Annotated in this window: 24 protein-coding genes and 1 pseudogene; 16 read left to right on the top strand and 9 right to left on the bottom strand. The window is 71.3% G+C overall.

All coding sequences use genetic code 11. The features are described 5' to 3' along the window. Nucleotides 1-303: 303 nt before the first annotated feature. Nucleotides 304-644: pseudogene (locus GFH49_RS13725) on the bottom strand (small hydrophobic protein). 273 nt (nt 645-917) lie between these two features. Between GFH49_RS13725 and GFH49_RS13720 the strand changes: the two are divergent. The 3 genes from GFH49_RS13720 to GFH49_RS13710 all read left to right on the top strand — a co-directional run bounded on the left by GFH49_RS13720 (nt 918) and on the right by GFH49_RS13710 (nt 3,434). Beyond that, nucleotides 918-1,217, top strand: a complete 300-nt coding sequence (locus GFH49_RS13720; RefSeq protein ID WP_196217973.1) for an acyl-CoA-like ligand-binding transcription factor — start codon at nt 918-920, stop codon at nt 1,215-1,217. An 83-nt stretch (nt 1,218-1,300) separates the two neighbouring features. Then, complete coding sequence (locus GFH49_RS13715; protein WP_155056149.1) at nt 1,301-2,518, top strand: alpha/beta hydrolase; 1,218 nt, start codon at nt 1,301-1,303, stop codon at nt 2,516-2,518. 58 nt (nt 2,519-2,576) lie between these two features. Next, nucleotides 2,577-3,434, top strand: coding sequence for a DUF4429 domain-containing protein (locus GFH49_RS13710; protein ID WP_155056153.1), 858 nt, complete (start codon nt 2,577-2,579; stop codon nt 3,432-3,434). A gap of 25 nt (nt 3,435-3,459) precedes the next feature. Here GFH49_RS13710 and GFH49_RS13705 read toward each other — a convergent pair whose 3' ends face one another. Both GFH49_RS13705 and GFH49_RS13700 read right to left on the bottom strand, forming a co-directional pair. After that, entirely contained in the window at nt 3,460-4,479 is a 1,020-nt protein-coding gene (locus GFH49_RS13705; protein WP_155056148.1) for an aldo/keto reductase, read from the bottom strand. Further along, nucleotides 4,476-4,940 (bottom strand): MerR family transcriptional regulator, encoded by a 465-nt coding sequence (locus tag GFH49_RS13700; RefSeq protein WP_155056147.1) that lies wholly within the window; start codon nt 4,938-4,940, stop codon nt 4,476-4,478. The genes GFH49_RS13705 and GFH49_RS13700 overlap by 4 nt, the downstream gene beginning before the upstream one ends. A 94-nt stretch (nt 4,941-5,034) precedes the next feature. Between GFH49_RS13700 and GFH49_RS13695 the strand changes: the two genes are divergently transcribed. Beyond that, nucleotides 5,035-5,505 (top strand): GNAT family N-acetyltransferase, encoded by a 471-nt coding sequence (locus tag GFH49_RS13695; RefSeq protein ID WP_155056146.1) that lies wholly within the window; start codon nt 5,035-5,037, stop codon nt 5,503-5,505. Nucleotides 5,506-5,523: 18 nt separating this feature from the next. Next, nucleotides 5,524-6,342, top strand: coding sequence for a serine hydrolase domain-containing protein (locus GFH49_RS13690; protein ID WP_155056145.1), 819 nt, complete (start codon nt 5,524-5,526; stop codon nt 6,340-6,342). Between the two features lie 10 nt (nt 6,343-6,352). Here GFH49_RS13690 and GFH49_RS13685 read toward each other — a convergent pair whose 3' ends face one another. Further along, nucleotides 6,353-7,009 carry a pirin family protein gene (locus GFH49_RS13685; RefSeq protein WP_196217972.1) on the bottom strand — a complete coding sequence of 219 codons (657 nt, stop codon included), beginning with the start codon at nt 7,007-7,009 and terminating at the stop codon, nt 6,353-6,355. A 252-nt stretch (nt 7,010-7,261) separates the two neighbouring features. Here GFH49_RS13685 and fasR point away from each other — a divergent pair, with 252 nt between their 5' ends. From fasR to fabF, 5 genes are all read left to right on the top strand, one after another. Then, complete coding sequence (gene fasR / locus GFH49_RS13680; protein ID WP_155056143.1) at nt 7,262-8,467, top strand: fatty acid biosynthesis transcriptional regulator FasR; 1,206 nt, start codon at nt 7,262-7,264, stop codon at nt 8,465-8,467. A gap of 89 nt (nt 8,468-8,556) precedes the next feature. Beyond that, entirely contained in the window at nt 8,557-9,474 is a 918-nt protein-coding gene (locus tag GFH49_RS13675) for an ACP S-malonyltransferase (protein ID WP_155056142.1), read from the top strand. Between the two features lie 21 nt (nt 9,475-9,495). Next, complete coding sequence (locus GFH49_RS13670; RefSeq protein ID WP_155056141.1) at nt 9,496-10,527, top strand: ketoacyl-ACP synthase III; 1,032 nt, start codon at nt 9,496-9,498, stop codon at nt 10,525-10,527. A 78-nt stretch (nt 10,528-10,605) separates the two neighbouring features. Further along, complete coding sequence (locus tag GFH49_RS13665; protein WP_155056140.1) at nt 10,606-10,854, top strand: acyl carrier protein; 249 nt, start codon at nt 10,606-10,608, stop codon at nt 10,852-10,854. Between the two features lie 106 nt (nt 10,855-10,960). After that, on the top strand, nt 10,961-12,232 hold the full coding sequence (gene fabF / locus GFH49_RS13660; RefSeq protein ID WP_155056139.1) for a beta-ketoacyl-ACP synthase II: 1,272 nt from the start codon (nt 10,961-10,963) through the stop codon (nt 12,230-12,232). Nucleotides 12,233-12,307: 75 nt separating this feature from the next. On the opposite strand, the gene GFH49_RS13655 is transcribed toward fabF, so the two are convergent. Further along, nucleotides 12,308-12,802 carry a DUF3145 domain-containing protein gene (locus GFH49_RS13655; protein ID WP_155056138.1) on the bottom strand — a complete coding sequence of 165 codons (495 nt, stop codon included), beginning with the start codon at nt 12,800-12,802 and terminating at the stop codon, nt 12,308-12,310. A 250-nt stretch (nt 12,803-13,052) separates the two neighbouring features. On the opposite strand from GFH49_RS13655, the gene GFH49_RS13650 reads away from it, so the two are divergent. Further along, entirely contained in the window at nt 13,053-13,937 is an 885-nt protein-coding gene (locus tag GFH49_RS13650; RefSeq protein ID WP_155056137.1) for an SGNH/GDSL hydrolase family protein, read from the top strand. Nucleotides 13,938-13,947: 10 nt separating this feature from the next. Next, the gene (locus GFH49_RS13645; RefSeq protein WP_155056136.1) at nt 13,948-14,919 is read left to right on the top strand and encodes an aldose epimerase family protein; all 972 of its coding nucleotides are present in this window, start codon (nt 13,948-13,950) and stop codon (nt 14,917-14,919) included. A gap of 114 nt (nt 14,920-15,033) precedes the next feature. On the opposite strand, the gene GFH49_RS13640 is transcribed toward GFH49_RS13645, so the two are convergent. Further along, nucleotides 15,034-17,475 carry a beta-glucosidase gene (locus tag GFH49_RS13640; RefSeq protein ID WP_155056135.1) on the bottom strand — a complete coding sequence of 814 codons (2,442 nt, stop codon included), beginning with the start codon at nt 17,473-17,475 and terminating at the stop codon, nt 15,034-15,036. 102 nt (nt 17,476-17,577) lie between these two features. On the opposite strand from GFH49_RS13640, the gene GFH49_RS13635 reads away from it, so the two are divergent. Then, nucleotides 17,578-18,156: a TetR/AcrR family transcriptional regulator gene (locus GFH49_RS13635; RefSeq protein WP_155056134.1), complete on the top strand. Its 579-nt coding sequence runs from the start codon at nt 17,578-17,580 to the stop codon at nt 18,154-18,156. A gap of 292 nt (nt 18,157-18,448) precedes the next feature. Beyond that, nucleotides 18,449-19,735 carry a pyroglutamyl-peptidase I gene (locus tag GFH49_RS13630; protein ID WP_155056133.1) on the top strand — a complete coding sequence of 429 codons (1,287 nt, stop codon included), beginning with the start codon at nt 18,449-18,451 and terminating at the stop codon, nt 19,733-19,735. Here the strand turns inward: GFH49_RS13630 and GFH49_RS13625 are convergent. The 3 genes from GFH49_RS13625 to GFH49_RS13615 all read right to left on the bottom strand — a co-directional run bounded on the left by GFH49_RS13625 (nt 19,696) and on the right by GFH49_RS13615 (nt 22,051). Next, the gene (locus tag GFH49_RS13625) at nt 19,696-20,508 is read right to left on the bottom strand and encodes an EI24 domain-containing protein (protein ID WP_155056132.1); all 813 of its coding nucleotides are present in this window, start codon (nt 20,506-20,508) and stop codon (nt 19,696-19,698) included. The two genes, GFH49_RS13630 and GFH49_RS13625, sit on opposite strands and share 40 nt — an antisense overlap. A 95-nt stretch (nt 20,509-20,603) precedes the next feature. Further along, nucleotides 20,604-21,077, bottom strand: coding sequence for a carboxymuconolactone decarboxylase family protein (locus GFH49_RS13620; RefSeq protein WP_155056131.1), 474 nt, complete (start codon nt 21,075-21,077; stop codon nt 20,604-20,606). A gap of 107 nt (nt 21,078-21,184) precedes the next feature. Further along, the gene (locus GFH49_RS13615) at nt 21,185-22,051 is read right to left on the bottom strand and encodes a hypothetical protein (RefSeq protein ID WP_155056130.1); all 867 of its coding nucleotides are present in this window, start codon (nt 22,049-22,051) and stop codon (nt 21,185-21,187) included. 175 nt (nt 22,052-22,226) lie between these two features. On the opposite strand from GFH49_RS13615, the gene GFH49_RS13610 reads away from it, so the two are divergent. Together GFH49_RS13610 and GFH49_RS13605 are read left to right on the top strand one after the other, a co-directional pair. Continuing rightward, a complete protein-coding gene (locus GFH49_RS13610) occupies nt 22,227-24,788 on the top strand; it encodes a M14 family zinc carboxypeptidase (protein WP_155056129.1) in 2,562 nt (853 codons plus the stop codon). Then, nucleotides 24,785-25,939 (top strand): serine hydrolase domain-containing protein, encoded by a 1,155-nt coding sequence (locus tag GFH49_RS13605; RefSeq protein ID WP_155056128.1) that lies wholly within the window; start codon nt 24,785-24,787, stop codon nt 25,937-25,939. The genes GFH49_RS13610 and GFH49_RS13605 overlap by 4 nt, the downstream gene beginning before the upstream one ends. Nucleotides 25,940-25,941: the final 2 nt, after the last annotated feature.

Below are 25,941 nucleotides of genomic sequence, written 5' to 3'. Positions count from 1 at the left end.
GGGTGAGGCCGGGGGGTGTGGGCGCCCGGCGCGGTGGCTGGGCGGGGGTGGGGCGCGGGGCGGCCGGCGCGGTGGCTGGGGCGGGGGCGTCACGCAGCCCGGCGTTTGCGGGGTGCCGCCTGCGCCCACCCGTGCCGCCCTGGGCGGCACGAATGCCCGCAGCTCTGGGACGCGTGATGCCCGCAGCTCTGGGACGCGTGATGCCAGCGGCTCTGGGGCACGTGATGCCCGCAGCTTTGGGCGCGTGGTGCCCGCGGCTTGAGGCGCATGTCCGTAGCGGGGTCGCGGTTTTGTGGGGTTTCTTCAGAGGAGGCCTTGGCCCGGGGTTGTTGGGCCTGCTAGCCAGAGGATGGCCAGGACGGTGTCTATGGTGCCGAGGACCAGGGCGATCAGGGCCGGGAGTGGGCGGGCTGTTGACCAGGTTCGGCCCATGGAGAGCCAGCCGCAGGCCATGGCCACGGGGCCGAGGATGATGCCGAGGGCGAAGAAGCCGACGATGGCGCAGACGGCTCCGATGATGCCGAGCGTCGCGCGATCCGGCCCTCCCCCAGTCTCGAATCCGCTCGACCGGGGGACCCCCATCGTGACCACGTCCGGCCACGTGAGCGGGGGTACTTGCGCGTTCCGTGTCCGAAGCCCGCCATGTCAACTCCCGGGGCCCGTCGATCGGTTCGGTCGACGGGACGAGTACCCCGGTGGCCGTTCCCAACCCTGCGGGACTGCGGCACGCCGCCCCCCTCCGGCAGCGCGCCGCAGTCCCGGTCGCCCTTCTCGTCGTACGTACGTGCCTCTGGAACATGCCGCACGAAGGACGTGCCCACTGTGAACCGCGACGCGTGCCGGGTGCGAGGAATCTTTAGCGTTGTCACCCTGATAGGCGAAATCGCCGTGGATTCCACGGTGTTGCGCGCCTAGATGTGAGCCGCCCCCGCGCCCGCCTCATCGAATCGACGCCCTCGCTGCTCGCCGCCCATCTGAGGCGCTCGGCGGAGCTTGAGGCGGAGATGGCACGCATCGTCGCCGGGCGCGAGGGCCTCGACGTGGACACCGATCCGCGGCCCCGCCTCGTCGTCGCGGTCTTCGGCTCGGTCATGAGGGTCACGGAGCGGATGTGGTCCGAGGGGGACGACTTCAGCCTGTCCGCGATGCGCGAGCTGACCGCCACGTACCTGGAACAGGTGGGACCGCCCCTGATGGGGAACTGGCGAACGAACTGAGGTCAGCGTCACGTCAACCTCAAACGTGATACCCGCCACTCGGTTAACGCGAGACCGTCTCGTTCTCCTAGTGTGTCCTCCCAGTGACTTCCTTCGACTCGTCCCCACCATTGAACGTCTGGCGCGCTCTGCTCGCGCTGGCCGTGGTGTTCGTGATGCTGGCGACCACGGGCTGGACCACCCTTCGTCACCAGCGGACGGCCACCGCGCTCCAGGCCTCGGTCACCGCGTGGGAGCACGGCCGTATCAACGGTCACCGGCTCCCCGACCCGGACGCCGGCCCCGCCCTGCTGACCCGCTTCTTCACCTCGCTCACCGCGGCGCAGCGCATCGACCTCGCGCAGCGCTTTCCCCTCGCGGTCGGCAATATGAACGGCGCCCCGGTCGAGCTGCGCTACCACGCCAACCGGATCGCCATCGACCAGGCACGCGAGGTCGAGCGCAGGCGCACGCACGACGACCGGCTCACGCCCGACGGGCAGCACGAGGCGGGTCGCCGTATGCACCGTCTTGAGTCGCTGATGCGGACCGACCGCGAGATCCTCGCCTTCGACCCCGCGGGCGCGGGCCGGGTCGCCGAGGTCTTCGGCGATCTGAGCAGGGCCGAGCGGGTCTCCGTCGTCGTACCCGGTGTCGACACGGATCTGCTCTCCTTCCAGAAGACGGCCCGCAAGTACACGGCGCCCGTCGGTATGGCCGAATCCCTCTACCAGGCCGAGCAGACGGCGAGCCCTTCGACGCGTACGGCCGTGATCGCCTGGGCCGACTACACCGCCCCCGCCGGTCTCGGCATCGACTCGGCCACCGCGACGCGCGCCGCCGAGGGCGCCGTACGGCTGAACGCGCTGGTCAGGGCGCTGCCCGGAAGCTCGGACGTCTCGCTGTTCTGCCACAGCTACGGCTCCGTGGTGTGCGGGCTCGCCGCGCCCACGCTGCCCGGCCGGGTGGCCGACATCGCGGTGGCCGGCAGCCCCGGCATGCGGGCCGCCAAAGCGTCCCAGCTGCACACCTCCGCCCATGTGTGGGCGATGCGCGACGCCGACGACTGGATCGAGGACGTGCCATACCTGGAGTTCGGCGGCCTGGGGCACGGCGCCGACCCGATGTCCCGCGCCTTCGGGGCGCGGGTGCTGGCGGCGCGGGACGCGGAGGGACACGGCGGCTATTTCGAGCCGGGTACGGAGAGTCTGCTGAACTTCGCCGAGATCGGCATTGGCGCGTACCAGTCGGTGCACTGTGCCGACGATGACGAAGGCTGCCGGGCGGGTCTGCCCGACAGCGCCACGGCCGGACGCGCGTAGAGGCGCAAGAAACCGCGGTTTGCGCGGGGAGGGGACGAAGGAGCTCGTGCCGCATACGATGAGCCGCATGGGTGACGTACTGGCCGGATTTCATGCCGCCTGGGAGTTCGAGTCCGACTCCGTGCTCATCCGTTACGAACGGGGGATTCGAACACCCAGGCTGTTCCAGGTGCTCGGCGAGCGGCGGGTGCCGCTCGCGGCTCTGCAGGGGGTGACACTCACGCACGGCAAGCGCGGCACGGTGATCCTGCGGGCCGAGCCGCGGCCGGGCGCGGATCCACTGCTGGAGGCGGCCGACGGCCAGCTGAAGGAGGGCAGCGACCCCTACCGGCTCGTACTGCCGGCCGACAGGGAGACGCTGGCCGAGTACTACGCCGACGAGCTGCGCGCCGCGCTGACCGAGAGCGGCCCGGCGCAGCGGTATCTGGTGGCCGCGCCGGACGCTCCGCGGGCCTTCAAGGCGTACGACGCGAAGGCGTCCTTCGACGGGCGTTCGGTGTCGTTCCGGTGGTTCTGGACCGGGGCGTCGTCGGCGAAGTGGAAGGCCGGGGACCAGACCTTCGCCGTCGGCGAGCTGAGCGGGGTGGAGTGGCGGTCGCCGGAGGTCTTAGAGGGGTATCTGCGGTTGCTGCGGCGCGATGTGGCCGCGCCGCCCGCGCAGGCCGACCAGGATCCGGGGGCTGTGGTGTTCGGGTTGGGGTACGGGCCCGTGCATGAGTCGTTGCCGTTTGCGGCGGCGGTTCTCGCAGCGGTGCGGGAGTGCGGGCCGGTGGCGGCGGTGCCGGCGAGCGCGCCGAGGCGCGATCCCGCCGACATCGCCGAGCGGATCCGTCATCTTGGGGAGTTGCATCAGGCGGGGCTGGTGACGGACGAGGAGTTCTCACTGAAGAAGGCTGAACTGCTGGCGGAGTTGTAGCTGGCCCGCGGACCAACGGAACCCGTTACTCCCTGCCCGCCGACGTGAACGTCATGTCCGCGTACCTGTCGCCTGCCACCTTCCCGGCGATCGGCTCCAGGAGGGCCATGTCCTGTTCGCCCAGCACGATGCCCGTCGCCGCCGTGTTCTCCGCCACCCGGCTCGGCTTGCGGGTGCCCGGGATCGGGACCAGGGGAAGGCCGTGCATGGCCGCCTGCTGGTGTACCCAGGCGAGGGCGATCTGCCCGAGGGAGGCGTCGTGGGAGCGGGCGACCGTGCGGATCGGGTCCAGGAGGGCGGCGTTGGCGGCCGCGTTGTCGCCGGTGAAGCGTGGCTGCTGGCGACGGAAGTCGTCGGCCGTGAGGTCCTTGTCGGCGGCGGCGAAGGAGCCCGTGAGGAAGCCCCGGCCCAGGGGTGAGTACGGCACGAGGGTGACGCCCAGGTCGCGGACCGCGGGGACCACGTTCGCCTCGATGTCGCGGCTGAAGAGCGACCACTCGGACTGCACGGCCGCGATGGGGTGGACGGCGTGGGCGGCGCGCAGTTCGGCGGCCGTCACCTCGCTCAGGCCCAGCTGCTTGACCTTGCCCTCGCGGACCAGTTCGGCCATGACGCCGACGGTCTCCTCGATGGGGACGTTCACGTCCCGGCGGTGCATGTAGTAGAGGTCGATGACGTCGACGTCCAGGCGCTGCAGGCTCGCCTCGACGCACTGCCGGACATAGGGGGCGTCGTTGCGGATGATCCGCTTCGTGGGGTCGTCCGGGTCGATCGCCAGGGCGAACTTGGTCGCGATCACGATGTCGTCGCGGTGGGCCTTGAAGAAGGGGGACAGGAACTTCTCGTTCTCCCCGGCGCCGTAAGCGTCCGCCGTGTCGTACAGGGTGACGCCCAGTTCCAGCGCCCGGTCCAGGGTGGCCCTGGACTCCTTCGCGTCCGAGGGGCCGTAGGCGAAGCTCATGCCCATGCAGCCGAGGCCCTGGACACCCACCTCGGGGCCGTGTTCGCCGAGTCGGGTCGTCGGGATCCTGGTGCTGTCGGTCATCGGGGCCTCTCCGACGCCAGGGCACGCCCGGCGTCCGCATAGAAGTTGATCTTCCGGTCGAGTACGGCGAGGGTGTCCTGGAGCTCCTCGATCCGGGCCCGCACGTCCCGCCGGGTCGCCTCCAGGAGTTCGTACCGCGCGCCGTAGGTGTGGTCGCCCTCGCGGACCAGCTCGGCGTACCGCACCATGTCGGCGACCGGCATGCCGGTGAGCCGGAGCTTGCCGACGAGGTCGAGCCAGTCCAGGTCGCGGTTGCTGTAGCGGCGCTGGCCGGTGTGCGAGCGGTCGATGTGCGGCATCAGACCGATCCGCTCGTACCAGCGCAGGGTGTGCGCGGTCAGACCGGTGAACGCGGCGACCTCACTGATCGTGTAGCTGTCCTGGCCGTCCGGGCGCCGATCGGCATCGGGCAGCCCTCCGCAGGTGTCGGTCCTGGTACTCGTGGCGTCCATCACCGTCATGGACTCAACGCTATGGCCTTGGAGTGCACTCCATGCAAGCCGGCCGTGAGAAATCGGCAAGACTCCACGGGCGGGTGTGATTAGCGTGCGGGCCATGAGTCTCGTACGCCGTGCCACAGCCGAGGACGCGGAGGAAGTGCTCCGTCTGCGTCAGGTCATGATCGATTCCGTGCACTCCCCAGGGTCCGGTACGGACTGGCACGTACAGTCCCTGCCCACCCTGCGGGACCGGCTCGCCGACGCCGACGGGAACTTCGCGGCCTTCGTCGTCGAGCATCCGGAGCGGCCGGGGGCGCTGGCGGCCCTGGTGGCCGGGACGGTCGAGTACCGCATCGGAAAGGCCGGCAATCCGCACGGACGGACCGGCTACGTCTTCAGCGTCGCCACGGATCCGGACGCGCGGCGCCGCGGGTACGCCCGCGCGTGCATGGCGGAACTGCTGGAGTGGTTCCGGGAGCGGGGCGTCGGACAGGTGGATCTCACCGCCTCCGAGGATGCCGAGCCGCTGTACGTCGCGCTGGGCTTCGCACGCCGGAAGGACCCCTTCATGCGGCTGACATTCTGAGCGGCTTAGGCTCGGCGTATGTCCTTGAAGAGCCTCGCGTTGATCGAGAACTGGCCGGTTTCCACCGCCGCGGCGGCCGTCGTACGGGCCGACGGCACCGTCCTCGGGTCCCACGGCCCGACCGGACACCGGTTCCCCCTCGCCTCGGTCACCAAGCCGCTCGCCGCGTACGCCGCCCTGGTCGCGTACGAGGAGGGCGCCATCGAACTCGACGAACCGGCAGGCCCGCCCGGGGCGACGGTGCGGCACCTGCTCGCGCACACCTCGGGTCTCGCCTTCGACGAGCACCGGGTGACCGCCCCGCCCGGTGAGCGGCGGCTGTACTCCAACGCGGGTTTTGAGCAGCTCGGCGACCACATCGCGAAGGCCACGGACATCCCCTTCGCCGAGTATCTGCGGCAGGCGGTGCTGGAGCCGCTGGGGATGACGTCCACGACGCTGGAGGGCTCGCCCGCGAAGGACGGCGTCTCGACCGTGGCGGATCTGCTGCAGTTCGCCGCCGAGGTCCAGACACCCCGCCTCCTCGACCCCCGCACGGTCGCCGCGGCCATGACCGTCCAGTACCCGGGCACCAAGGGCGTCCTGCGGGGATACGGACACCAGAACCCCAACGACTGGGGACTCGGCTTCGAGATCCGTGACGCCAAGTCCCCCCACTGGACCGGCGCTTCCTCCTCACCGCGCACCTTCGGCCACTTCGGCCAGTCCGGTACGTTCCTCTGGATCGACCCCGACGCCCGGCTGGCCTGTGTCGCGCTGACGGACCGGGCGTTCGGCCCCTGGGCGGCCGAGGTGTGGCCGGTGCTCACGGACGCGGTACTGACCGAGACCCGCTGAACCCGCGCCGCTACCGCGACAGTTCCCATGCCAGTACCTCGGCCTCCTCGGAAACGGCGCGGAGTTCGAGATCCTTCTCGCCGGTCGCGCGCACCGCGTCCCCCGGCCCCAGTTCGTGCGGGCCGAGCCGGACGGTGCCGCGCACCACATGGACGTAGACCAGAGCGGCATCCGGCACGGCGGTGCGCTCCCCCGCCGACAGTCGCCGCACGTGCAGCATCGCGCCCGCCTCGGGGACGGCGTACGGCGTGGAGTCGGCGATGCCGCGCACGGTCTCGTAGGCGGGCTCACCGCCCGGCTCCAGCGGGGCCAGCCACATCTGCACGAACGTCAGCGGCTCGGTGCCGTCGTTGCGCTCGACATGACGGACCCCGGCCGCGGAGCTGAGCCTCTGCACGTCCCCGGGCCGGATCACCGTCTCGTGCCCCCGCGAGTCACGGTGCGTCAGCTCCCCCTCGACGACCCAGGTCACCAGCTCGGTGTGGCTGTGCGGATGCTCGTCGAACCCGGCGCCGGGCGCGAGGTGCTCTTCGTTGCACGCGATCACGGGGCCGAAGCGGAGATTGTCGGGGTCGTAGTGCGCCCCGAAGGAGAAGGCATGCCAAGACTCGATCCCGGCTGCGGGCTCGCCTCCCCGGTAACGGTCCGCTGCACGCCTCACGTCCATCACGCCCTCCACCGTAGCCACACGCAGCAAACGGCAAGGGCCCACCAACCTCCACTGGTCCCACGCGCCGGCCGCGAAGGAACCGCAGGGGGTGCGCCGGTGTCGAGGCGGCATGGGGGCACCTCCCGGTCGAGCGAAGCCGAGAGTGGGGGAGCGCGGAGGCGCGAAGCGTCGAGCACGATCGCCGCCTCGACACCGGCATTCAGCGCCCCCGTAGGCGACCGAGCCATCCGATAAGGCAGTCTTGTCCCCGTGCCCGAACCCGAATCCAGCAAGCCCCCCGCCGCACCCCCCGGCGCCCACCCCCACTCCGCAACCCTCAGGCGGCTGGAGAAGTCGTCGGGAAGTCTTGCCGCGCAAGCCATCGCGCGCATGGACGAGACGCTGCCGTGGTACCGGGCCATGCCCCCGGAGAACCGTTCCTGGATCGGTCTGGTGGCGCAGGCGGGTATCGCCGCGTTCACCGAGTGGTTCCGGCGTCCCGACGCCCCGCAGGCGATCTCCACGGATGTCTTCGGGACCGCGCCACGCGAGCTGACCCGGGCCATCACCCTCCGCCAGACCGTCGAGATGGTGCGCACCACCATCGAGGTCATGGAGTCGGCCATCGACGAGGTGGCGGCGCCCGGCGACGAGAACGTGCTGCGCGAGGCGCTGCTCGTCTACGCCCGCGAGATCGCGTTCGCCACCGCGCAGGTCTACGCGCAGGCCGCGGAGGCGCGCGGTGCCTGGGACGCGCGGCTGGAGTCGCTGGTCGTGAACGCGGTCCTCAGCGGGGAGGCCGACGAGGGTGCCGTGTCGCGTGCCGCCGCCCTCGGCTGGAACGCGCCCGAGCATGTGTGCGTGGTGTTGGGTACGGCGCCGGACGGTGACAGTGAGTTGACCGTGGAGGCGATCCGGCGGGCGGCCCGGCACGCCAAGCTGCAGGTGCTCACCGGCGTGCTCGGGGACCGGCTCGTGGTGATCGCGGGCGGCAGCGACAGCCCGCTCGCGGTCGCCAAGTCGCTGATCGGGCCGTATGCCGCCGGGCCGGTGGTGGCGGGTCCCGTCGTACCGGATCTGCTGGCCGCGACCCGGTCCGCGCAGGCCGCCGCGGCCGGGCTGAAGGCGTGTTCTGCCTGGCAGGACGCGCCGCGGCCGGTGCTGGCCGACGATCTGCTGCCGGAGCGCGCGATCGCCGGGGATCCCTCGGCGCGCGAGCAGCTGGTGGAGGAGATCTACAGACCGCTGGAGGAAGCCGGCTCCGCGCTCCTGGAGACGCTCTCCGTCTATCTTGAGCAGGCGAGCAGCCTCGAAGGCGCCGCCCGCATGCTGTTCGTCCATCCCAACACCGTGCGCTACCGGCTCCGACGTGTGACTGACGTCACCGGCTGGTCACCGTCAGATGTACGGTCGGCGTTCACGTTGCGGATCGCGCTGATCCTCGGGCGTCTGGCCGATGGAGATCTGCAGCTCTAGCCTTTTGTCGGGGGCCTACAAAACCCCTTCGCGTTCTTCGTCCCTGTCCCCACGGGCGGCCGTGGCCGTCCACAAGAGAGAGTGTGAGAGTGCTCGTACTCGTCGCTCCCGGCCAGGGCGCCCAGACGCCCGGCTTCCTGACCCCCTGGCTCGATCTGCCCGGTGCCGCGGACCGCGTCGCCGCGTGGTCGGACGCCATCGGACTGGACCTCGCCCACTACGGCACACAGGCCGACGCGGACGCGATCCGCGACACCGCCGTGGCCCAGCCGCTGCTGGTCGCGGCCGGCATACTCTCCGCCGCGGCACTGGGGACCGTCGCCGCCGGCGCGGTCGCCGGCCACAGCGTCGGTGAGATCACCGCCGCCTCCTTCGCGGGCATCCTCGACGACACCGCCGCGCTGGCCCTCGTACGCAAGCGCGGCCTGGCCATGGCCGACGCCGCCGCGGTCACCGAGACGGGCATGTCGGCGCTGCTCGGCGGCGACCCCGAGGTGTCCGTCGCGCACCTGGCGAAGCTGGGCCTGACTCCGGCGAACGTCAACGGCGCCGGTCAGATCGTCGCCGCGGGCACGCTGGCGCAGCTCGCCGCGCTCGCCGAGGACAAGCCCGAGGGCGTCCGCAAGGTCGTCGCACTGAAGGTCGCCGGCGCCTTCCACACGCATCACATGGCTCCGGCGGTCGACGTGCTGGCCAAGGCCGCCGCGGAACTGACGCCCGCCGACCCCGAGATCACCTACGTCTCCAACAAGGACGGCCAGGCCGTCGCGACCGGCGCCGAGGTGCTCGACCGCCTCGTCGGACAGGTCGCCAACCCCGTGCGCTGGGATCTGTGCATGGAGACCTTCAAGGAGTTGGGTGTCACCGCCCTCCTTGAGGTCTGTCCCGGCGGTACGCTCACCGGCCTGGCCAAGCGTGCGCTCCCCGGCGTCAGGACGCTGGCCCTGAAGACCCCCGACGACCTCGACGCGGCCCGCGAGCTCATTGCCGAGCACGCCGACGCCTGACGCCTAAGGAGCCGTACGAACATGTCGAAGATCAAGCCCAGCAAGGGCGCCCCGTACGCGCGCATTCTGGGCGTGGGTGGTTACCGTCCCACCCGGGTCGTGCCGAACGAGGTGATCCTTGAGAAGATCGACTCGTCCGACGAGTGGATCCGTTCGCGCTCCGGCATCGAGACACGGCACTGGGCCTCCGACGAGGAGACGGTCGCCGCGATGTCGATCGAGGCGTCCGGCAAGGCGATCGCCGGCGCCGGGATCTCGGCCGAGCAGATCGGCGCCGTGGTCGTCTCGACCGTGTCGCACTTCAGCCAGACCCCGGCCGTCGCCACCGAGATCGCCGACAAGCTGGGCACGGACAAGGCCGCCGCGTTCGACATCTCGGCGGGCTGCGCGGGCTTCGGCTACGGCCTCACCCTCGCCAAGGGCATGGTCGTCGAGGGCTCCGCGGAGTACGTCCTCGTCATCGGCGTGGAGCGGCTGTCGGACCTGACCGACCTGGAGGACCGGGCCACCGCGTTCCTCTTCGGTGACGGTGCCGGCGCGGTCGTCGTCGGTCCCGCCCAGGAGCCGCACATCGGTCCGACGGTGTGGGGCTCGGAGGGCGACAAGTCCGAGACGATCAAGCAGACGGTGCCGTGGAACGAGTACCGGATCGGCGACCTCTCCAAGCTCCCGCTCGACAGCGAGGGAAACGTCAAGTTCCCCGCAATCACGCAGGAGGGCCAGGCGGTGTTCCGCTGGGCCGTGTTCGAGATGGCGAAGGTCGCCCAGCAGGCGCTGGACGCGGCCGGACTCACCCCGGACGACCTGGACGTCTTCATTCCCCACCAGGCCAACGAGCGGATCATCGACTCGATGGTGAAGACGCTGAAACTGCCGGAGCACGTCACGGTCGCCCGTGATGTGCGCACCACCGGCAACACCTCGGCCGCCTCGATCCCGCTCGCGATGGAGCGGCTTCTGGCGACCGGCGAGGCGAAGAGCGGTGACACCGCGCTCGTCATCGGATTCGGGGCGGGTCTCGTCTACGCCGCCACGATCGTTACCCTCCCCTAGGCACTCCGTGCCGGATCACCCGGTCCGGCACGGATATCAACGCCACACCCTCTGGATAAACAAGAAGGAGCGCCTGACATGGCCGCCACGCAGGAAGAGATCGTCGCCGGTCTCGCCGACATCGTGAACGAGATCGCCGGCATCCCGGTTGAGGACGTCCAGCTGGACAAGTCCTTCACCGACGACCTGGACGTCGACTCGCTGTCCATGGTCGAGGTCGTCGTCGCCGCCGAAGAGCGCTTCGACGTCAAGATCCCGGACGAGGACGTCAAGAACCTCAAGACGGTCGGCGACGCGACCGACTACATCCTCAAGCACAAGGCCTGATCACCCCTCAGGACCGACTGCAAGGCCCCGCCACCCGGCGGTGGCGCCGTTGTCCCCGCCCCGAGCGGGGGTTGTCCTCCTCGGATCCGTTGGAGAAAGAATTCCCGTGAGCCCGACCAAACGCACCGTGGTCGTCACCGGTATCGGCGCAACCACACCGCTGGGTGGCGACGCAGCCTCTACCTGGGAGGGCCTGATCGCCGGCAAGTCCGGCGTCAAGCCCCTGGAGCAGGAGTGGGCGGCCGAGCAGGCCGTCCGTATCGCGGCCCCGGTCGCCGTGGAGCCGGCCGAGGTCATTCCGCGGCCGCAGGCCCGCCGCCTGGACCGCTCGGCGCAGTTCGCGCTGATCGCCGCCCAGGAGGCATGGAAGGACGCCGGCTTCGAGGCGAAGGCCGGTGGAGACACGAACGTCGACCCCGACCGGCTCGGCGCGGTCATCGCCTCCGGCATCGGCGGCGTGACGACCCTGCTCGACCAGTACGACGTGCTGAGGGAGAAGGGCGTCCGCCGTGTCTCCCCGCACACCGTCCCGATGCTGATGCCGAACGGCCCGTCCGCCAACGTGGGTCTGGCCGTGGGCGCCCGCGCGGGTGTGCACACGCCGGTCTCCGCGTGCGCCTCCGGCGCCGAGGCCATCGGCTACGCCATCGAGATGATCCGCTCCGGCCGCGCCGACATCGTCGTCGCGGGTGGTACGGAGGCGGCGATCCATCCGCTGCCCATCGCCGCGTTCGGCAACATGATGGCGATGTCCAAGAACAACGACGATCCGCAGGGCGCGTCCCGTCCGTACGACGTGGCCCGTGACGGCTTCGTCCTCGGCGAGGGCGCCGGCGTGCTCGTCCTGGAGTCCGCCGAGCACGCCGCGAGGCGCGGTGCGCGGGTGTACGCCGAGGCGGTCGGGCAGGGCGTCTCCGCCGACAGCCACGACATCGTGCAGCCCGAGCCGGAGGGCCGCGGGATCTCGCACGCGCTGCAGAACCTGCTCGACAACACCGACCTCAAGCCCGCCGAGATCATGCACGTCAACGCGCACGCGACGTCCACGCCGGCCGGTGACGTGGCCGAACTGAAGGCGTTGCGGAAGGTGTTCGGTGACGACACGGACCACATGGCGGTCTCCGCGACCAAGTCGATGACCGGGCATCTGCTGGGCGGTGCGGGCGGCGTGGAGTCGGTCGCGACGGTGCTGGCCCTGTACCACCGGCTGGCTCCGCCGACCATCAACGTCGAGAACCTCGACCCGGAGGCCGAGGCCAACGCGGATGTCGTGCGCGGTGCGGCCCGCAAGCTGCCGGTCGAGGGCCGGATCGCCGCGCTGAACGATTCGTTCGGCTTCGGCGGGCACAACGTGGTGCTGGCGTTCCGCACGGTCTGAGGAAGCCGCACTTCCAGTCGTACGACGTGAAGGGCCCCCACCGGCCGGTGGGGGCCCTTCGTACGTGCGGAGATCTCACACCACCTGGTGCAGCCAGCGGACCGGTGCTCCCTCGCCCGCGTACCTGAACGGCTCCAGTTCGTCGTCCCAGGGCTTTCCGAGGAGCTTGGCGAGTTCGGCCTCCAGGTCCGTCTCTTCTCGCTGGGAGCGGACGAGGGCCGCTCTCAAGCGGTCCTCCGGGATCAGGATGTCGCCGTGGATGCCGGTGACGGCGTGGAAGATGCCGAGGTCGGGGGTGCAGCTGTAGCGCTCGCCCTCGGCGGTGGGGCAGGGCTCGGCGGTGACTTCGAAGCGCAGGAGGTGCCAGCCGCGCAGGGCGGACGCCAGTTTGGATGCGGTGCCGGCCTCGGCCTGCCAGGAGAACTCGGAGCGCCAGGTGCCGGGGGCCGCGGGCTGCCGGATCCAGTCGAGGTTGACGCGTGTGCCGAGCACCCCGGCGACGGCCCACTCGACGTGCGGGCACAGCGCGCGCGGCGCGGAGTGCACGTACAGAACTCCACGTGTCGTCACCGGGACCTCCGGGCAGAGCGGGACAGGTATTGCTGGCTGGCCTGGCGGCGGTGACAGGCAGCCACGTTGATGGCGAGGCTACCGTGCGGCGGCGCGGGGAGTGTGACGTACCGTCCGTCCCGGCGCCCGGAAACGCCCGCCATTCACCCGGCAGGACGCTCATACAAATATAATCCGTTCCACGGAGGCATCCGGGAATTCTCGGGCGTTGCTCAGAAGGGGGCATACACCTACCGAGGAGACACACCGGATGCGAAAGCCAAGCCATCGCTCGCGGGCCGCCGTCGCCGTCCTGACGGCGGCCCTTCTGGGCGTCACCGGCTGTGACGCCGTCGGTGGCGGCTCGTCGGAGCCCACCCAGAAGGCCAAGCCCACCGCCCAGCCGGCTTCGGCGTGGGACACCAGCCCGGATTCGGTGGCCGCCGTGGGCGACTCCATCACACGCGGCTTCGACGCCTGTTCGGTCCTCCACGACTGCCCCGAGGTGTCCTGGGCAACCGGCAGCAGAGACGACGTCGACAGTCTCGCCGTACGGCTGCTGGGCAAGTCGGGGGCGGAGGAGCGGAGTTGGAACTACGCGGAAACCGGGGCGCGGATGGCGGACCTGTCCGGGCAGATGACCGAGGCTGCCGCCCGCTCGCCGGAGCTGGTGACCGTGATGATCGGCGCCAACGACGCCTGCCGGGACTCCACGGATGAGATGACCTCGGTGGACGACTTCCGGGACGATTTCGAGGACTCGCTGAGCGTGCTGCACGAGGAGGCGCCCGACGCGGAGGTGTACGTGTCGAGCGTGCCGGACCTCAAACGGCTGTGGTCTCAGGGGCGGGACAGCCGGATGGCCAGGGCGGTGTGGCGGCTGGACATCTGCCCGACGATGCTGGACGACGCGGAGTCGATGGACGCGGCGGCGGTCGAGCGGCGGGACGCCGTGCAGGACCGGGTGCAGGAGTACAACGAGGCGCTGGAGGAGGTGTGCGCGGAGAACCGGTTCTGCCGCTTCGACGACGGCGCGGTGTACGACTACCAGTTCGGTACGGAGCAGTTGAGCCGCTGGGACTGGTTCCACCCGAGTGTGAACGGACAGGCGCGGCTGGCGGAGATCGCGTATCGCAGGGTCACGTCCGTGACCTAGAGTTCCGCACATGAACGAACTCTTCGGCACGCTTTCCGACGGTTCCCCCGTCCACCGCTGGACCCTGGAGCGCTCGGGGGTCCGGGTGCGGCTCCTGTCGTACGGCGGGATCGTGCAGTCGGTGGAGGTGCCGGACCGGGAGGGGCGGCCGGGGAACGTGGTGCTGGGGTTCGCCGGCCTCGATGGGTACCGGGCGCACCCGGAGCCGTATTTCGGTGCGCTCATCGGGCGTTACGCGAACCGGATCGCGGGTGGCCGCTTCCCGCTGGACGGTGTGACGTACGCGCTGGAGCCGAACAACGGGCCGAATTCGCTGCACGGCGGCGAGCGCGGCTTCGACAAGCGGGTGTGGGACGTGACGCCGGTCGAGCACGGTGTGCGGCTCGCGCGCGTCAGCCCGCACGGCGAGGCGGGCTTCCCGGGACGGCTCGACGTCTCGGCGACGTACACGCTGGACGGCGCCGGTGCGCTGCGGATCGCGTACGAGGCCGTCACCGACGCGCCGACCGTGGTGAACCTCACCAACCACTCGTACTGGAACCTGAGCGGCGCGGGGAACGCGGGCGGGCATGAACTGCGGATCGCCGCCTCGCGGTTCACTCCCGTCGACGCGGACCTGATCCCGACCGGTGTCGCCCCCGTCGAGGGCACCCGCTTCGACTTCCGTGCCGAAGAACGCAAGGTCGGCGCGGGCTACGACCACAACTTCGTGCTCGACAAGGGAGTGACGCCGGTCCCCGAGCAGGTGGCCGAGCTGTACGACCCCGCGTCCGGGCGGGCGCTGACGGTCGCGACCACCGAGCCCGGCCTCCAGCTCTACACCGCCGACCATCTGGGCGAGCCCTTCTCCCCCGGCGAGGGCATCGCCCTGGAGACCCAGCACTTCCCGGACTCCCCCAACCGGCCCGAGTTCCCGAGCACGGTGCTGCGGCCGGGCGCGGTGTTCCGCTCGGAGACGGTGTACGGCTTCTCGGCCCGATAAGCCGGACATCACGGAGACCGGACAGCCGCCCGGCATGGGTGAACCCCGGCCCGGGGGTCAGGTCCCGGGCCGGGGCCGCTCATGGGGGGACTCGTCCCGAAGTCCCGTCCCGCCTCAGACGTTAATCGTCGCGGTGAGCCGGCGATCCATGATCGAGCGGCCGATCTGGATCTCGTACGAACCCTTCACAAAGGACCACGACCTGGTCGTCTCGTCCCAGATCTCGAACGCGCGGCGCGGGAGTTCCACGGTGACGTCGGCACTCTCGCCGGGCGCGGCCACGACGCCCGCGAAGCCGGCCAGCCAGCGTGCCGGGCGGTCGGCGTCGGGCACGCTCGGCGCGAGATAGACCTGGACGACCTCACGGCCGGGGCGCTGCCCGGAGTTGCGCAGCCGGACCCGTACCGTCGTGTCCGCGACCTCGACGGACTCGTAGGTCCAGTCGGTGTAGCCGAGGCCGTGGCCGAAGGCGTACGCCGGGCTGCGGCCCTCCTTCTCCCAGGCCCGGTAGCCGATGAACACGCCTTCGCTGTAAGAGAGTTCGCCGTCGGCCGGGACGACCTGGGTGACCGGGGCGTCGGTGAGCGAGCCCCAGGTGGTGGGCAGGCGGCCACCGGGCTCCTGGGCGCCGGTGAGCACGTCCGCCAGAGCCGCGCCGCCCTCCTGGCCGGGGAACCAGCTGAGCAGGATCGCGGCCACGTCGTCGCGCCACGGAAGCTCCACCGGGGAGCCGGAGTTGACCACCACGACCGTGTTCGGGTTGGCGGCGGCGACCGCGCGGACCAGATCGTCCTGGCGGCCGGGCAGCTTCAGGTCCTTGCGGTCGAAGCCCTCGGACTCGACCCGGTCCGTGGTGGCGACCACGACGACGGCCGTGTCCGCGGCGCGGGCGGCCTCGACGGCCTCGGCGATCAGTTCGTCCGGGTCGCGCTGCGGCTCCTGGTGGGCGAGAGTGAAGCCGACCACCTTCAGGGGGATGTCCTCGGACAGGACCACGGCATAGGTCAGGGAGACCTCGACCGGCTCCCCCGCGGTCAGTTCGCACTGCGCGACGGGTGCCGGGGCGCCGAAGAAGGAGGAGAAGGGGTCCTCCTTGGCGGGGCGCAGGACGTCGTCGTAGTACGTCGCACCGTCGATGGTCAGCTTGAAGCCGCCGATGCCCTTGACGCCGAAGGTGTGCGGGCCGGTGCCGCGCGGGGTGAAGGTGCCGGTCAGTTCGACGGTGTGCAGGGTGTCGTGGGTGACGCCGTCGGGGAGGTCCGAACCCATCCACTGGATCCGGCCGTTGGGTGCGGGGGCGGTGCCGATGACGTTGCCCTCGGCGTCGCGGCAGACCGCCCGCAGCTCGAACCCCTTGTCGGCGATGGCGAGTTCGGTGTTGGGGTCGGCGCCGACGGCGTAGGTCAGGGTGGATTCGGGGAGGGCGGCGGTGAGGCCGTCGAGCGGGGAGACGATCCGGGACGGGAAGACGGTGGCGGAGCCGCCGCCGAGGACACGGGCGTCGCGGGCGGCGGCGCCGATGAGGGCGATCCTGCCCGGCTTCAGCGGCAGGGCGCCCTGGTTGCGCACGAGCACGAAGGAGCGGTGGGCGATCTCGCGGGCCAGTTCGATGCCGTCGACGGTCTGCGGGAGCGCGGTGACGACCGGCTCGGCGCCCTGAAGGATGCCGACGCGGGCGGCGAGGCGCAGCACGTTGCGTACGGCGGTGTCGACCGTGGCCTCGTCGACCTTGCCGTCCCGCACGGCCGAGGCGAGGGCCTCGCCGTACACCGTGTCCGGGCCGGGCATGGCGACGTCGAGGCCGCCTTCGATGTCGCCGGTGGTGGAGCGGGCGGCCATCCAGTCGGAGACGTTGAAGCCGTCGAAGCCCCATTCGCCGCGCAGGACCTCGTTCACCAGGTAGCGGTGCTCGGTCATCGTCGTGCTGTTGACCGTGTTGTACGCGGTCATGATGCCCCAGGGGTGGGCGTTCTCGACGATGGCCTCGAAGGGCGCCAGGTACAGCTCGCGCAGGGCGCGTTCGGAGACCAGGTTGTTCACCGTGAAGCGGTCGGTCTCGGCGTCGTTGGCGACGAAGTGCTTGACGGTGGTGCCGACGCCGCCGGACTGGACGCCGTTGACATAGCCCGCGCCGATCCGGCCGGTGAGGTACGGGTCCTCGCTGTAGGCCTCGAAGTGACGGCCACCGAGCGGTGAGCGGTGCAGGTTGACGGTGGGGGCGAGCAGCACGTGGACGCCCTTGCGGCGGGCCTCCTGGGCGAGCAGCACCCCTGCCCTGCGGGCGAGTTCCGGGTCCCAGCAGGCGGCGAGCGCGGTCGGGGACGGCAGGGCGACGGAGGGGTCGGCCGCGGTCCAGCGCACTCCGCGGACGCCGATCGGGCCGTCCGACATGACCAGGGACCGCAGGCCGATCTCGGGGAGCGCGGGCAGGGTCCACATGTCCTGGCCGGAGAGCAGCCGCGCCTTGGCGTCGAGGCTGAGCCTGGCGAGTGCCGCCTCGACGATCTGCTCGCGCGCTTCGTCGGCCTGGGTGCGGGTTCCTGCCACAGGGGCCATCGGGGTTGCCTCCTCGTTGATCCGTGCCGTGCCTCCATCCTGCACGCATTACCTGTAGAGCGGTAGGTTTCGTTATCTTTCCGTTATTTTCAATGAGGGTGGATGTCGTACGGTGATGCCATGAACGCAAGGGTCAGGAGCGCGGAACGGCGCTCCGAGATCGTCCGTGCGGCGCTGGAGGTGATCGCCGAACGCGGTTACCGGGGCGCGAGCCTGGGCGCGGTCGCCGAGCGCGTCGGGCTCACCCAGCAGGGGCTGCTGCACTACTTCCCGACCAAGGACGCGCTGCTCGTCGCCGTGCTGGAGGAGCGGGACCAGTGGGACGCGGTGCCGAACCCGCAGTGGCGGGTCGATCTGCTCGCGTCGCTCGTGGAGTACAACGCGATGCGGCCCGCGATCATCCAGACGTTCTCCGCGCTGCTCGGCGAGAGCGTGACGGAGGGGCATCCGGCGCGCGACTACTTCGCCGAGCGCTACACCCGCGTGCGCTCGGGCATGGCGGCCGTCCTGCGTGCCGAGTACGGCGACCGGCTGCCGAACGGCCTCACTCCCGAGCGCACCGCTCCCCTGCTGGTGGCCGTGATGGACGGACTGCAGTACCAGTGGCTCCTCGACCCGGAGTCGGTGGACATGCCGGGCGCCTTCCGGGACTTCCTCACGCTGCTGGGCGAGGAGGGCTGACCGCCGCGACGGCCTCGATCCGCGCGGATGCCGACGACGCCGACGAGGGTCCCGCCGCGCGCCCTCGGCAGGGCTGCGTCGCCGCGGGCCTCGGCGTGCACCCGGTCCCGGCGCTCGCCGCCTGATGCGCGCGTCCGGACGTCGTACTGCTGCCGGTGCCCGGCGAAAGGGGCTCCGGTGCGGGCGGTGTCCGCCGCGTGGGCCGCCTCTCCTCGCTGATCTACCCATGTCCCTTCCGTCACGCCATACTGCCGAGCACGCTCCCCCACGGCGACGGAAGGACCTGACCCCCTTGAATTCCATACGTGTTCGGATCGGTGTACTCGGACTCGCCCTGCTGGCGGGGCTCGCGGCCCCCACGACGGCGACGGCGGACACGGCACCGGCTCCGACGGTCGAGGAGCTTCGGCTGGACAAGGCGCAACCGCAGGAGATCCTCAGGCGTTCCGGATTCGACACGGTGGCACCGGAGTTCGCGCGGGCGCTCGCGGCGACGGAGTCGTATGCCGAGGCCCGCCGGGTCGTCGTACGGGAGGGCGCGGCGCTGTGGCGGCGGGCCGTGGCGCGGGCGCAGGGGCGGGGGCCGGCCGAATCAAATGGGCGCGAAGCGCTTCCTCATAACGGTGGTGGTGGGCGACGGGCGGGCCTCAGCCGGGACGACGACCGGCCGCTGTACTGGGCGCGGCTGGGGATGACGCGGGAAGTGCGGACCTGGGAGCCGGAGTTCGGCCTTGACGACACGCAACGGGCCTCGCTGATCGACGCGTTGGAGCGGAACTCGCGCGGGCAGACCGCCATCCGCTATCCGCAGCGCAAGGGGCTCAAGCGGGTCCTGCTCACCGGGTTCGACCCGTTCACGCTGGACCGGGACATCCGGATCTCCAACCCGTCCGGAGCGACCGCGCTGGCCCTCGACGGCACGGTGATCGAGACGGCGGACGGTCCGGCGCGGATCGAGACCGCCATGTTCCCGGTGCGCTGGCGGGACTTCGCGGCGGGGACGGTCGAGCGGACGCTGCGGCCGTATCTGCCGAAGGTGGACCTGGTCACGACCGTGAGCCAGGGCCGGGTCGGGCGGTTCGACATCGAGCGGACCAACGGGGCCTGGCGAGGCGGCTCGCCGGACAACGAGAACACCGGTACGGCCGGGACCGTCCCCGTCACCGACCCGGCCTCGCAGCCGCAGTGGACGACGACCAGCCTGCCGTACGCCGCGATCGTGGCCGCGGACACCGGGCGGTTCCCCGTCTACGACAACACCGGCGTGACCGAGATCCCGGCGGGCGGCACCGAGTCCGTCGTACGGCCGGACGGACCGACGCCCGGGTCGACGGCGCGTGCCGGGGGCGGCGGCGACTACCTGTCCAACGAGATCGCCTACCGGGCCACGCTGTTGCGGGACCGGCTGGGGCTGCGCGACTCGCTGCCGGGCGGGCATGTGCACACGCCGGTGCTGCAGTTCGGCACGGGCAACACCGACCCGGCGACGGGCGCCGTCACCGATCCCGAGTTCGAGCGGAACCGGCTGGACATCATCGCTCAGGTGCGGGCGGTCCTGACGGTGGCCGTCACCGGGTGATCACCGTCCTCGGCGGTCTCCTCGGCGGTCTCCTCACCGGCCAGGTCGCGGGCCATCAGCGTGGCGCCCGCGACCGCGCCCGGCATCAGGAACACGGCGACGAGCGGGATCACGAAGGCCAGCGCGAGCGGGGTTCCGAAGCCCCAGACCAGGGTCTTGCGGGAGCGCAGCAGGGTGAGGCGCTCGCGCAGGTCGACCCCGCGGCGCTGGAGGGCGACGGAGGTGAGTTCCTCGGTGAGGAAGAAGCCGGTGACGAAGAACCCGATGACCGGGACGGCCGTCTGACCGGCGACCGGGATGAAGCCGCAGGCGAAGAGGAGGATGCCCCAGAGCGCGGCCCGCATGAGGACTCTCAGGCTGTCGCGGCCGGAGATCCACAGCTCGCGCCAGAGCGGCAGGCCGGACTCCGGTGCGGTGCCGTCCGGTGAGACGTCCCGGTCGACCTTCTCGGAGAGGTTCTCGTAGAACGGCTGGCCGATCAGGAGGGTGACCGCGGTGAAGGTGAGGACGGCGAGGAGCAGGCCGAGGGCGAACAGGACGACGGTGAGGAAGCCCCGGAACAGGCCGAGCCAGGGGCTGGACCAGTCGTCGGCGAAGGGTGTCGCCCACGCCACGAAGTCCTCGCCCCACAGCGCCAGCGAGACCAGCGCCGCCACATACAGGACGAGCGTTATCAGGCCCGGGACCAGCCCGAAGCCGTACTGCTTGCCGTGCCGGGCCACCCAGCGCTGGCCTTTCAGCAGGTAGTTGAAGCCCACCCCGAGATCGCGCATGGAGAAAACTCTAGCGGCACGCACTGACAGCGCCCCGGCTCCGGTGGCCGGCCACCGGACGGCGGCCGGCCACGGGAGCGGACACTCCCGGTCGGCTATCCGAACTGGCCGGGCTGGTAGTCACCGGCGGGCGTCTGGATCATGACGTTCGCCCGGTTGAAGGTGTTGATCAGGGCGATCGCGCACACCAGGGCGGCCAGTTCCTCCTCGTCGTAGTGCTTGGCGGCGTTCGCCCAGGCCTCGTCCGTGACGCCGCCGGCCGCGTCCGCGATGCGGGTGCCCTGCTCGGCCAGCTCCAGCGCGGCCCGCTCCGCCTCGGTGAAGACCGTGGCCTCCCGCCAGGCCGCGACCAGGTTGAGCCGCTCGGCGCTCTCACCGGCGGCGACGGCGTCCTTGAAGTGCATGTCGGTGCAGAAGCCGCATCCGTTGATCTGGCTGGCGCGGAGCCTGACCAGTTCCTGTGTCGCGGCCGGCAGCGTCGAGTCCTTGAGCACCTTGCCCGCCGCGATGATGTGCTTGAAGACCTTCATGGTGGTGGGGCTGTTGAAGGCGTCCAGTCGGGCAGTCATCGTGATCTCCTCTGCCGTCGTCGTTGGCTTGTCGTTGGCTGCACAGCTATGACGGAACGACCCCGGCGCGATGTGACATCACCCGATGTGACCTGCGTCTCCCCGACTCACTCCGCCGGGGCCACGGCCACCATGACCCCGCGATCCGCCGCCGGGGACACCGCCGCCGTCACCCGTACCGCCGCCGCCCGTGCCACCCGCCCCGCGCCGGAAGCCGTGGCCAGCATCAGGGGCTGGACCGACTCCAGGGCGGACACCAGCAGCTCCTCCCCCGCTATGAGCACCGGCCGCGCCGCCTTCGTCGTCGCCGCGGCGGCTTCCGTGAGGTCGGCGAGGGGCGGCAGGGCGGCGCGTACGACACCCGCGCCCGCGGCGGCCGCACGCTCCGCCAGGGCCACCTGGAGCGGCATCAGCGGGGCCAGCGCGGACGTCAACGCGTCGGCGGCACGCTGGAGTTCGGGGGCCGACTCGTGCAGGACGCCGGTCGCCGCCCGGATCAGCGGGGTGAGGGCGAGCAGCACGCCCGCGACCAGGCCCGCCGCCGCGGGCAGCAGCGGTGCCGCCGCCTCGACGAAGTCGCCGAGGGCGGTGGCGAATTCCTCCACCGCCGGCTCCACCGCGTCCAGCACCGGCAGCAGGCTGTCGCTCAGCGCCGCCAGCAGCGCCTGGGCCGGTTCGCTGACCGGGTGCACGGCGAGCGGGGCGCCGCTGGTGCCGAGCCGGGTGAGGGTGTCGACGATGCGGTAGAAGGCCTCCTGGGCCTGCGGGGAGGCGCTGGCCTCGGCGAGTTCGGCGGTGGTCTCGCGCAGGACGCGCAGCACCTCCGTGCCCGAACCGTCCCGTGGGCCGAAGGTGTTGACGGCGATTTTCGTGATGTTCCCGGCCGTGTCCAGGAGCTGGCCGGTGATGTCGGTCGTGCTGCGGGCCATGCGCAGCATCTCGTCCCTGCTGGGGAGCGAAGGGATCGTCGCCATGAACACTCCTCGCCTCGGGCCCGTCCACCGTCGCCGGGCACCCTCAGCATGCCCCGTTCGCCGCGCGCGGGATGCGCCATCCGGGGCATCGGCGACACGGACTCCCTCTTGTTGCCGTTGAGTCGAACAGGTACATCTCGCCGTACCGATCTCAGGAAGCCCGGAGGAGGTACGCGTGCGCACCACGAGAACCGCCCCTGTGAGACCCGTCCTGATCACCGCCCTCGCCCTCACCACGGCGGGGTCGCTTCTGCTCACCCCCGGCAGTGCGGGGGCCGACACCGAGCCCGTCACCCGGGAGGGCCCCGCTCTCGACCGGGAGGCCGCCCTGACCCCGGTGAGCGCGGCCGAACGGGCGCTCACCGCCACCGTCGGCAGAACCGATTCGGCAAGCGGTTATCCCCGCGAGCGGATCCTCACCCCCGACCCCGAGAACCCCGCCGACAAGTCCATCAAGCTCGGCCTCACCCCGTACCACGCGATCGCCCCGCGGCTGAACGCCCTGCAGTCCCTGGGCGACCGGGTGAGCGTCGAGGTCGCGGGCCGCTCGGCGGGCGGTCACCGCCTCTACCTCGTCACGGTCACCGCCCCGGAGACCGCCCGCCAGACCCGCGCCCAGGAGCGGATGCGCGAGCTGATCGAGACCGCGCCCGCAGCCGCCGCCAAGTCCCCTGAGATCAAGGCGGATTACAAGGTCCCCGTCTTCGTGAACAACAACATCCACGGCAACGAGTGGGAGGGCACCGACGCCTCCCTCGACCTCATCGAGCAGCTCGCGACCGCGGACGACGCGAAGACCAGGGACCTCCTCTCCCGCTCCCGCCTCTACTTCAACGTCACCGCCAACCCGGACGGCCGTATCGCCGGCACCCGCACCAACGCGGCCGGCTTCGACATGAACCGGGACTTCGTGACCGCCTCGCAGCCCGAGGTGCGCGCGATGCGGCAGATCCAGATCGACAAGCAGCCCGCCGTCATGCTCGACCTGCACGGCTACGTCAACGGCACCCTGATCGAGCCCACCACTCCCCCGCACGGCGAGAACTACGAGTACGACCTGTTCCTCAAGAACACCTACGCCAACGCCCTGGGCATGGAGGCCGCGGTCAACGGCCTCGGCTACACGCCCGGGAAGGACGGGGTACAGCCCGCCCAGATCCCCTTCCGCGACCAGCAGGAGGGCTGGGACGACTGGCCGCCGGTCTTCACCCCGCAGTACGCGGCCTTCCAGGGCACGGTCGCCGCGCACACCGTGGAGATCCCGCTCGCGGTGAACAACAGGGCGTACGACACCCTCCCGGCCGAGGAGCTGCGCCGCAGGTCGGCCGTCAACGTCGACGTGGCGGGCGCGGCCATCCGCGCCACCCTCGACTTCACGCGCACCCACCGCGGTTCACTGATCGCCGACCAGATCGAGGTCTTCCGGCGCGGCGCGGCGGGTGAGGCACAGGTTCCGGTGTCGCAGGAGACGGTTCCGGGCGTCCCCGGCATCGGCCCCGAGGACGTCTACACCACGGACTTCCCGCGCGCCTACGTCGTCCCCGCGGGGCCGTCCCAGCGCTCGGCCACCGCCGCCGCCCGCCTGGTGGACCACCTGCTCGCCAACGACGTCGCCGTCACCCGCGCGAGCCGCCCGTTCCGCCTCGCCGGACGGACGTACACGAAGGGCTCGTACGTCGTCGACCTGCGCCAGCCCAAGCGCGGCCTCGCGAACGCCCTGCTCGCCGACGGCACCGACATCAGCGGCAAGGTGTCGGTGATGTACGACATCTCGGGCTGGAGCCTCGGCCGCCTCTGGGGTGCCACGGTGCGGCCCGCGCAGAGCGGCAGCCTGCCGTACGGCGCACTGCGCACCGTGGACGAGGCCCGGCCCGTCGCCCGCGTCGCCCCCTACGGCCCGCTGCGCCTGCGCCTCGACACCCCCCAGGAGATCGCGGCCCTCAACGACCTGCTCCGGCAGGGCATTTCGATACGCCAGGCGGCGGACGGCAGCGCGATCGTGCCGTCCTCGGCACGCGAGGCGGCAGTCACCGCGGCCCGCACCCACGACGTGGCCTTCGAGGCGACGCGCACCCGCGGCACCACGCGACTGCGCCCGCTCCGCGTGGCCGCCGCCGCCACGGCGGGCGAGCTGTTCGCGCTCAGGGAGATGGACTTCGAGGTCACGCCCGTCTCCACGACCGTACTGAACGCGGGCTTCGACTGGTCGACGACGGACGTCCTGTTCGTCTCGGCGGGTCTGTCCTACGACGCCCTGAACCCGGCAGCCCGCACGGCACTGGACGCCTTCCTCACCGGCCACGGTCTGGTCGGCCGGGGCGCCACCGGCGCGGAACTCTCCTCCGCCGCCGGGCTGCTGGCCGCCAAGCCGGTCGAGGGCAACGGGGACGCCAACGGCGTGGTGCGCGTGGTGAACACGGGCGGCCGGATCACCGGCGACGCGCCGGACCACAGCTTCGTGTACGCGCCCGTCTGGTTCACCGACCTCGGCCCCGAGGTGCGGGTGGAGCAGAGGTACGGGACCGGTGACCCGCTGGTCTCCGGGCATTGGCGGCCGTTGGAGGACGGCGGCGGCGGTCCGGAGGCAGCGGCCGGGCAGGCGTCGGTGATCAGCGGTCCAGGTGCCGTGCTGTTCGGCACCGAGCCCCTCTTCCGGGATCATCCGAAGGGGGAATTCGCGCAGGTGGCCCGGGGAATGTTCACCGTGGCACAGGCGAGTCAGGAGAGTGGTGGATGACGACGAAGGAGATCCACGGCACCGTCGCGGACGGTTTCGGCGCGGTGCGCGAGGAGTTCGCCGCGTTCGTGGCGGGCGAACGGGACGACTACGAGGGCCAGTTGTGCGCGTACGTCCACGGCCGCAGAGTCGTCGACCTGTGGACGGGGGACGGCGTGGACGCGGATTCGCTGTACGGCGTCTTCTCGTCGACCAAGGGCGCCGCCCATCTCGTGGTCGCCCTGCTGGTGCAGGACGGCACCCTGGAACTGGACCGCAGGGTGACGTACTACTGGCCGGAGTTCGGGGCCGAGGGCAAGGGCGCGCTGACCCTGCGCGACCTGCTCGCGCACCGGGCCGGGCTGGTGGGCCTCGACGCCGGGTTCTCCGCGGAGGAGCTGGCCGACGACCGGGTGATCGCCGAACGGCTCGCCGACCAGCGGCCGTTCTGGCGTCCCGGCACGGCCTTCGGCTACCACGCCCTCGTCATCGGGGCGCTGTCGGGCGAGGTGGTGCGCCGGGCCACCGGCCACACCCTCCAGGAGGTGTACGAGGAGCGGATCCGGGCGCCGTACGGCCTCGACTTCCATCTGGGGCTGCCCGACGCGCTGGAACCGCGCTTCCGCCCGGTGCAGCCGATGGCGCCGACGCCGGAGCAGCAGGCGCTCATCGACGCCGAGCGGACCGGCCCGCACACGCTCGCCTCGATCGCGTCCAACGCGCATGTGCCGGACGCGGGTGACCTGGTGGATCACGCCAACTCGCGTCTGGTGCGGGCCAAGGGGCCTGCGTCGGCGGGCGGTGTGGCCGCGGCGCGCGGGCTCGCCGGGATGTACGCGGCGGCGATCAGCGAGGTGGACGGCCGGCCGCCACTGCTGAAGCCGGACACCGTCGCCGAGTTCGGCCAGATCCACTCCGTCGGCTACGACCTGGTGTCGCGGACGCACAAAACGTTCGGGCTCGGCTTCCAGATGACGGCGGACCTCGCCTACCCGTTCCTCGGCGCCGGGACGATCGGGCACAGCGGGGCGGGCGGCTCGCAGGCCTTCGCCGATCCGCGCGGCGGGCTGGCGTACGGCTACACGCGACGCCGGTGCGCCTTCCCCGGCGGGGCGGCGCCGGAGAACGTGCGGCTGGTGCGGGCGGTGCACACGGCGGCGCTGACCGTCTGACC

The sequence above is a fragment of the Streptomyces blattellae genome, assembly GCF_009709555.1.
GTDB lineage: Bacteria > Actinomycetota > Actinomycetes > Streptomycetales > Streptomycetaceae > Streptomyces > Streptomyces blattellae.
This window is presented reverse-complemented; position numbering and strand designations above follow the sequence as displayed.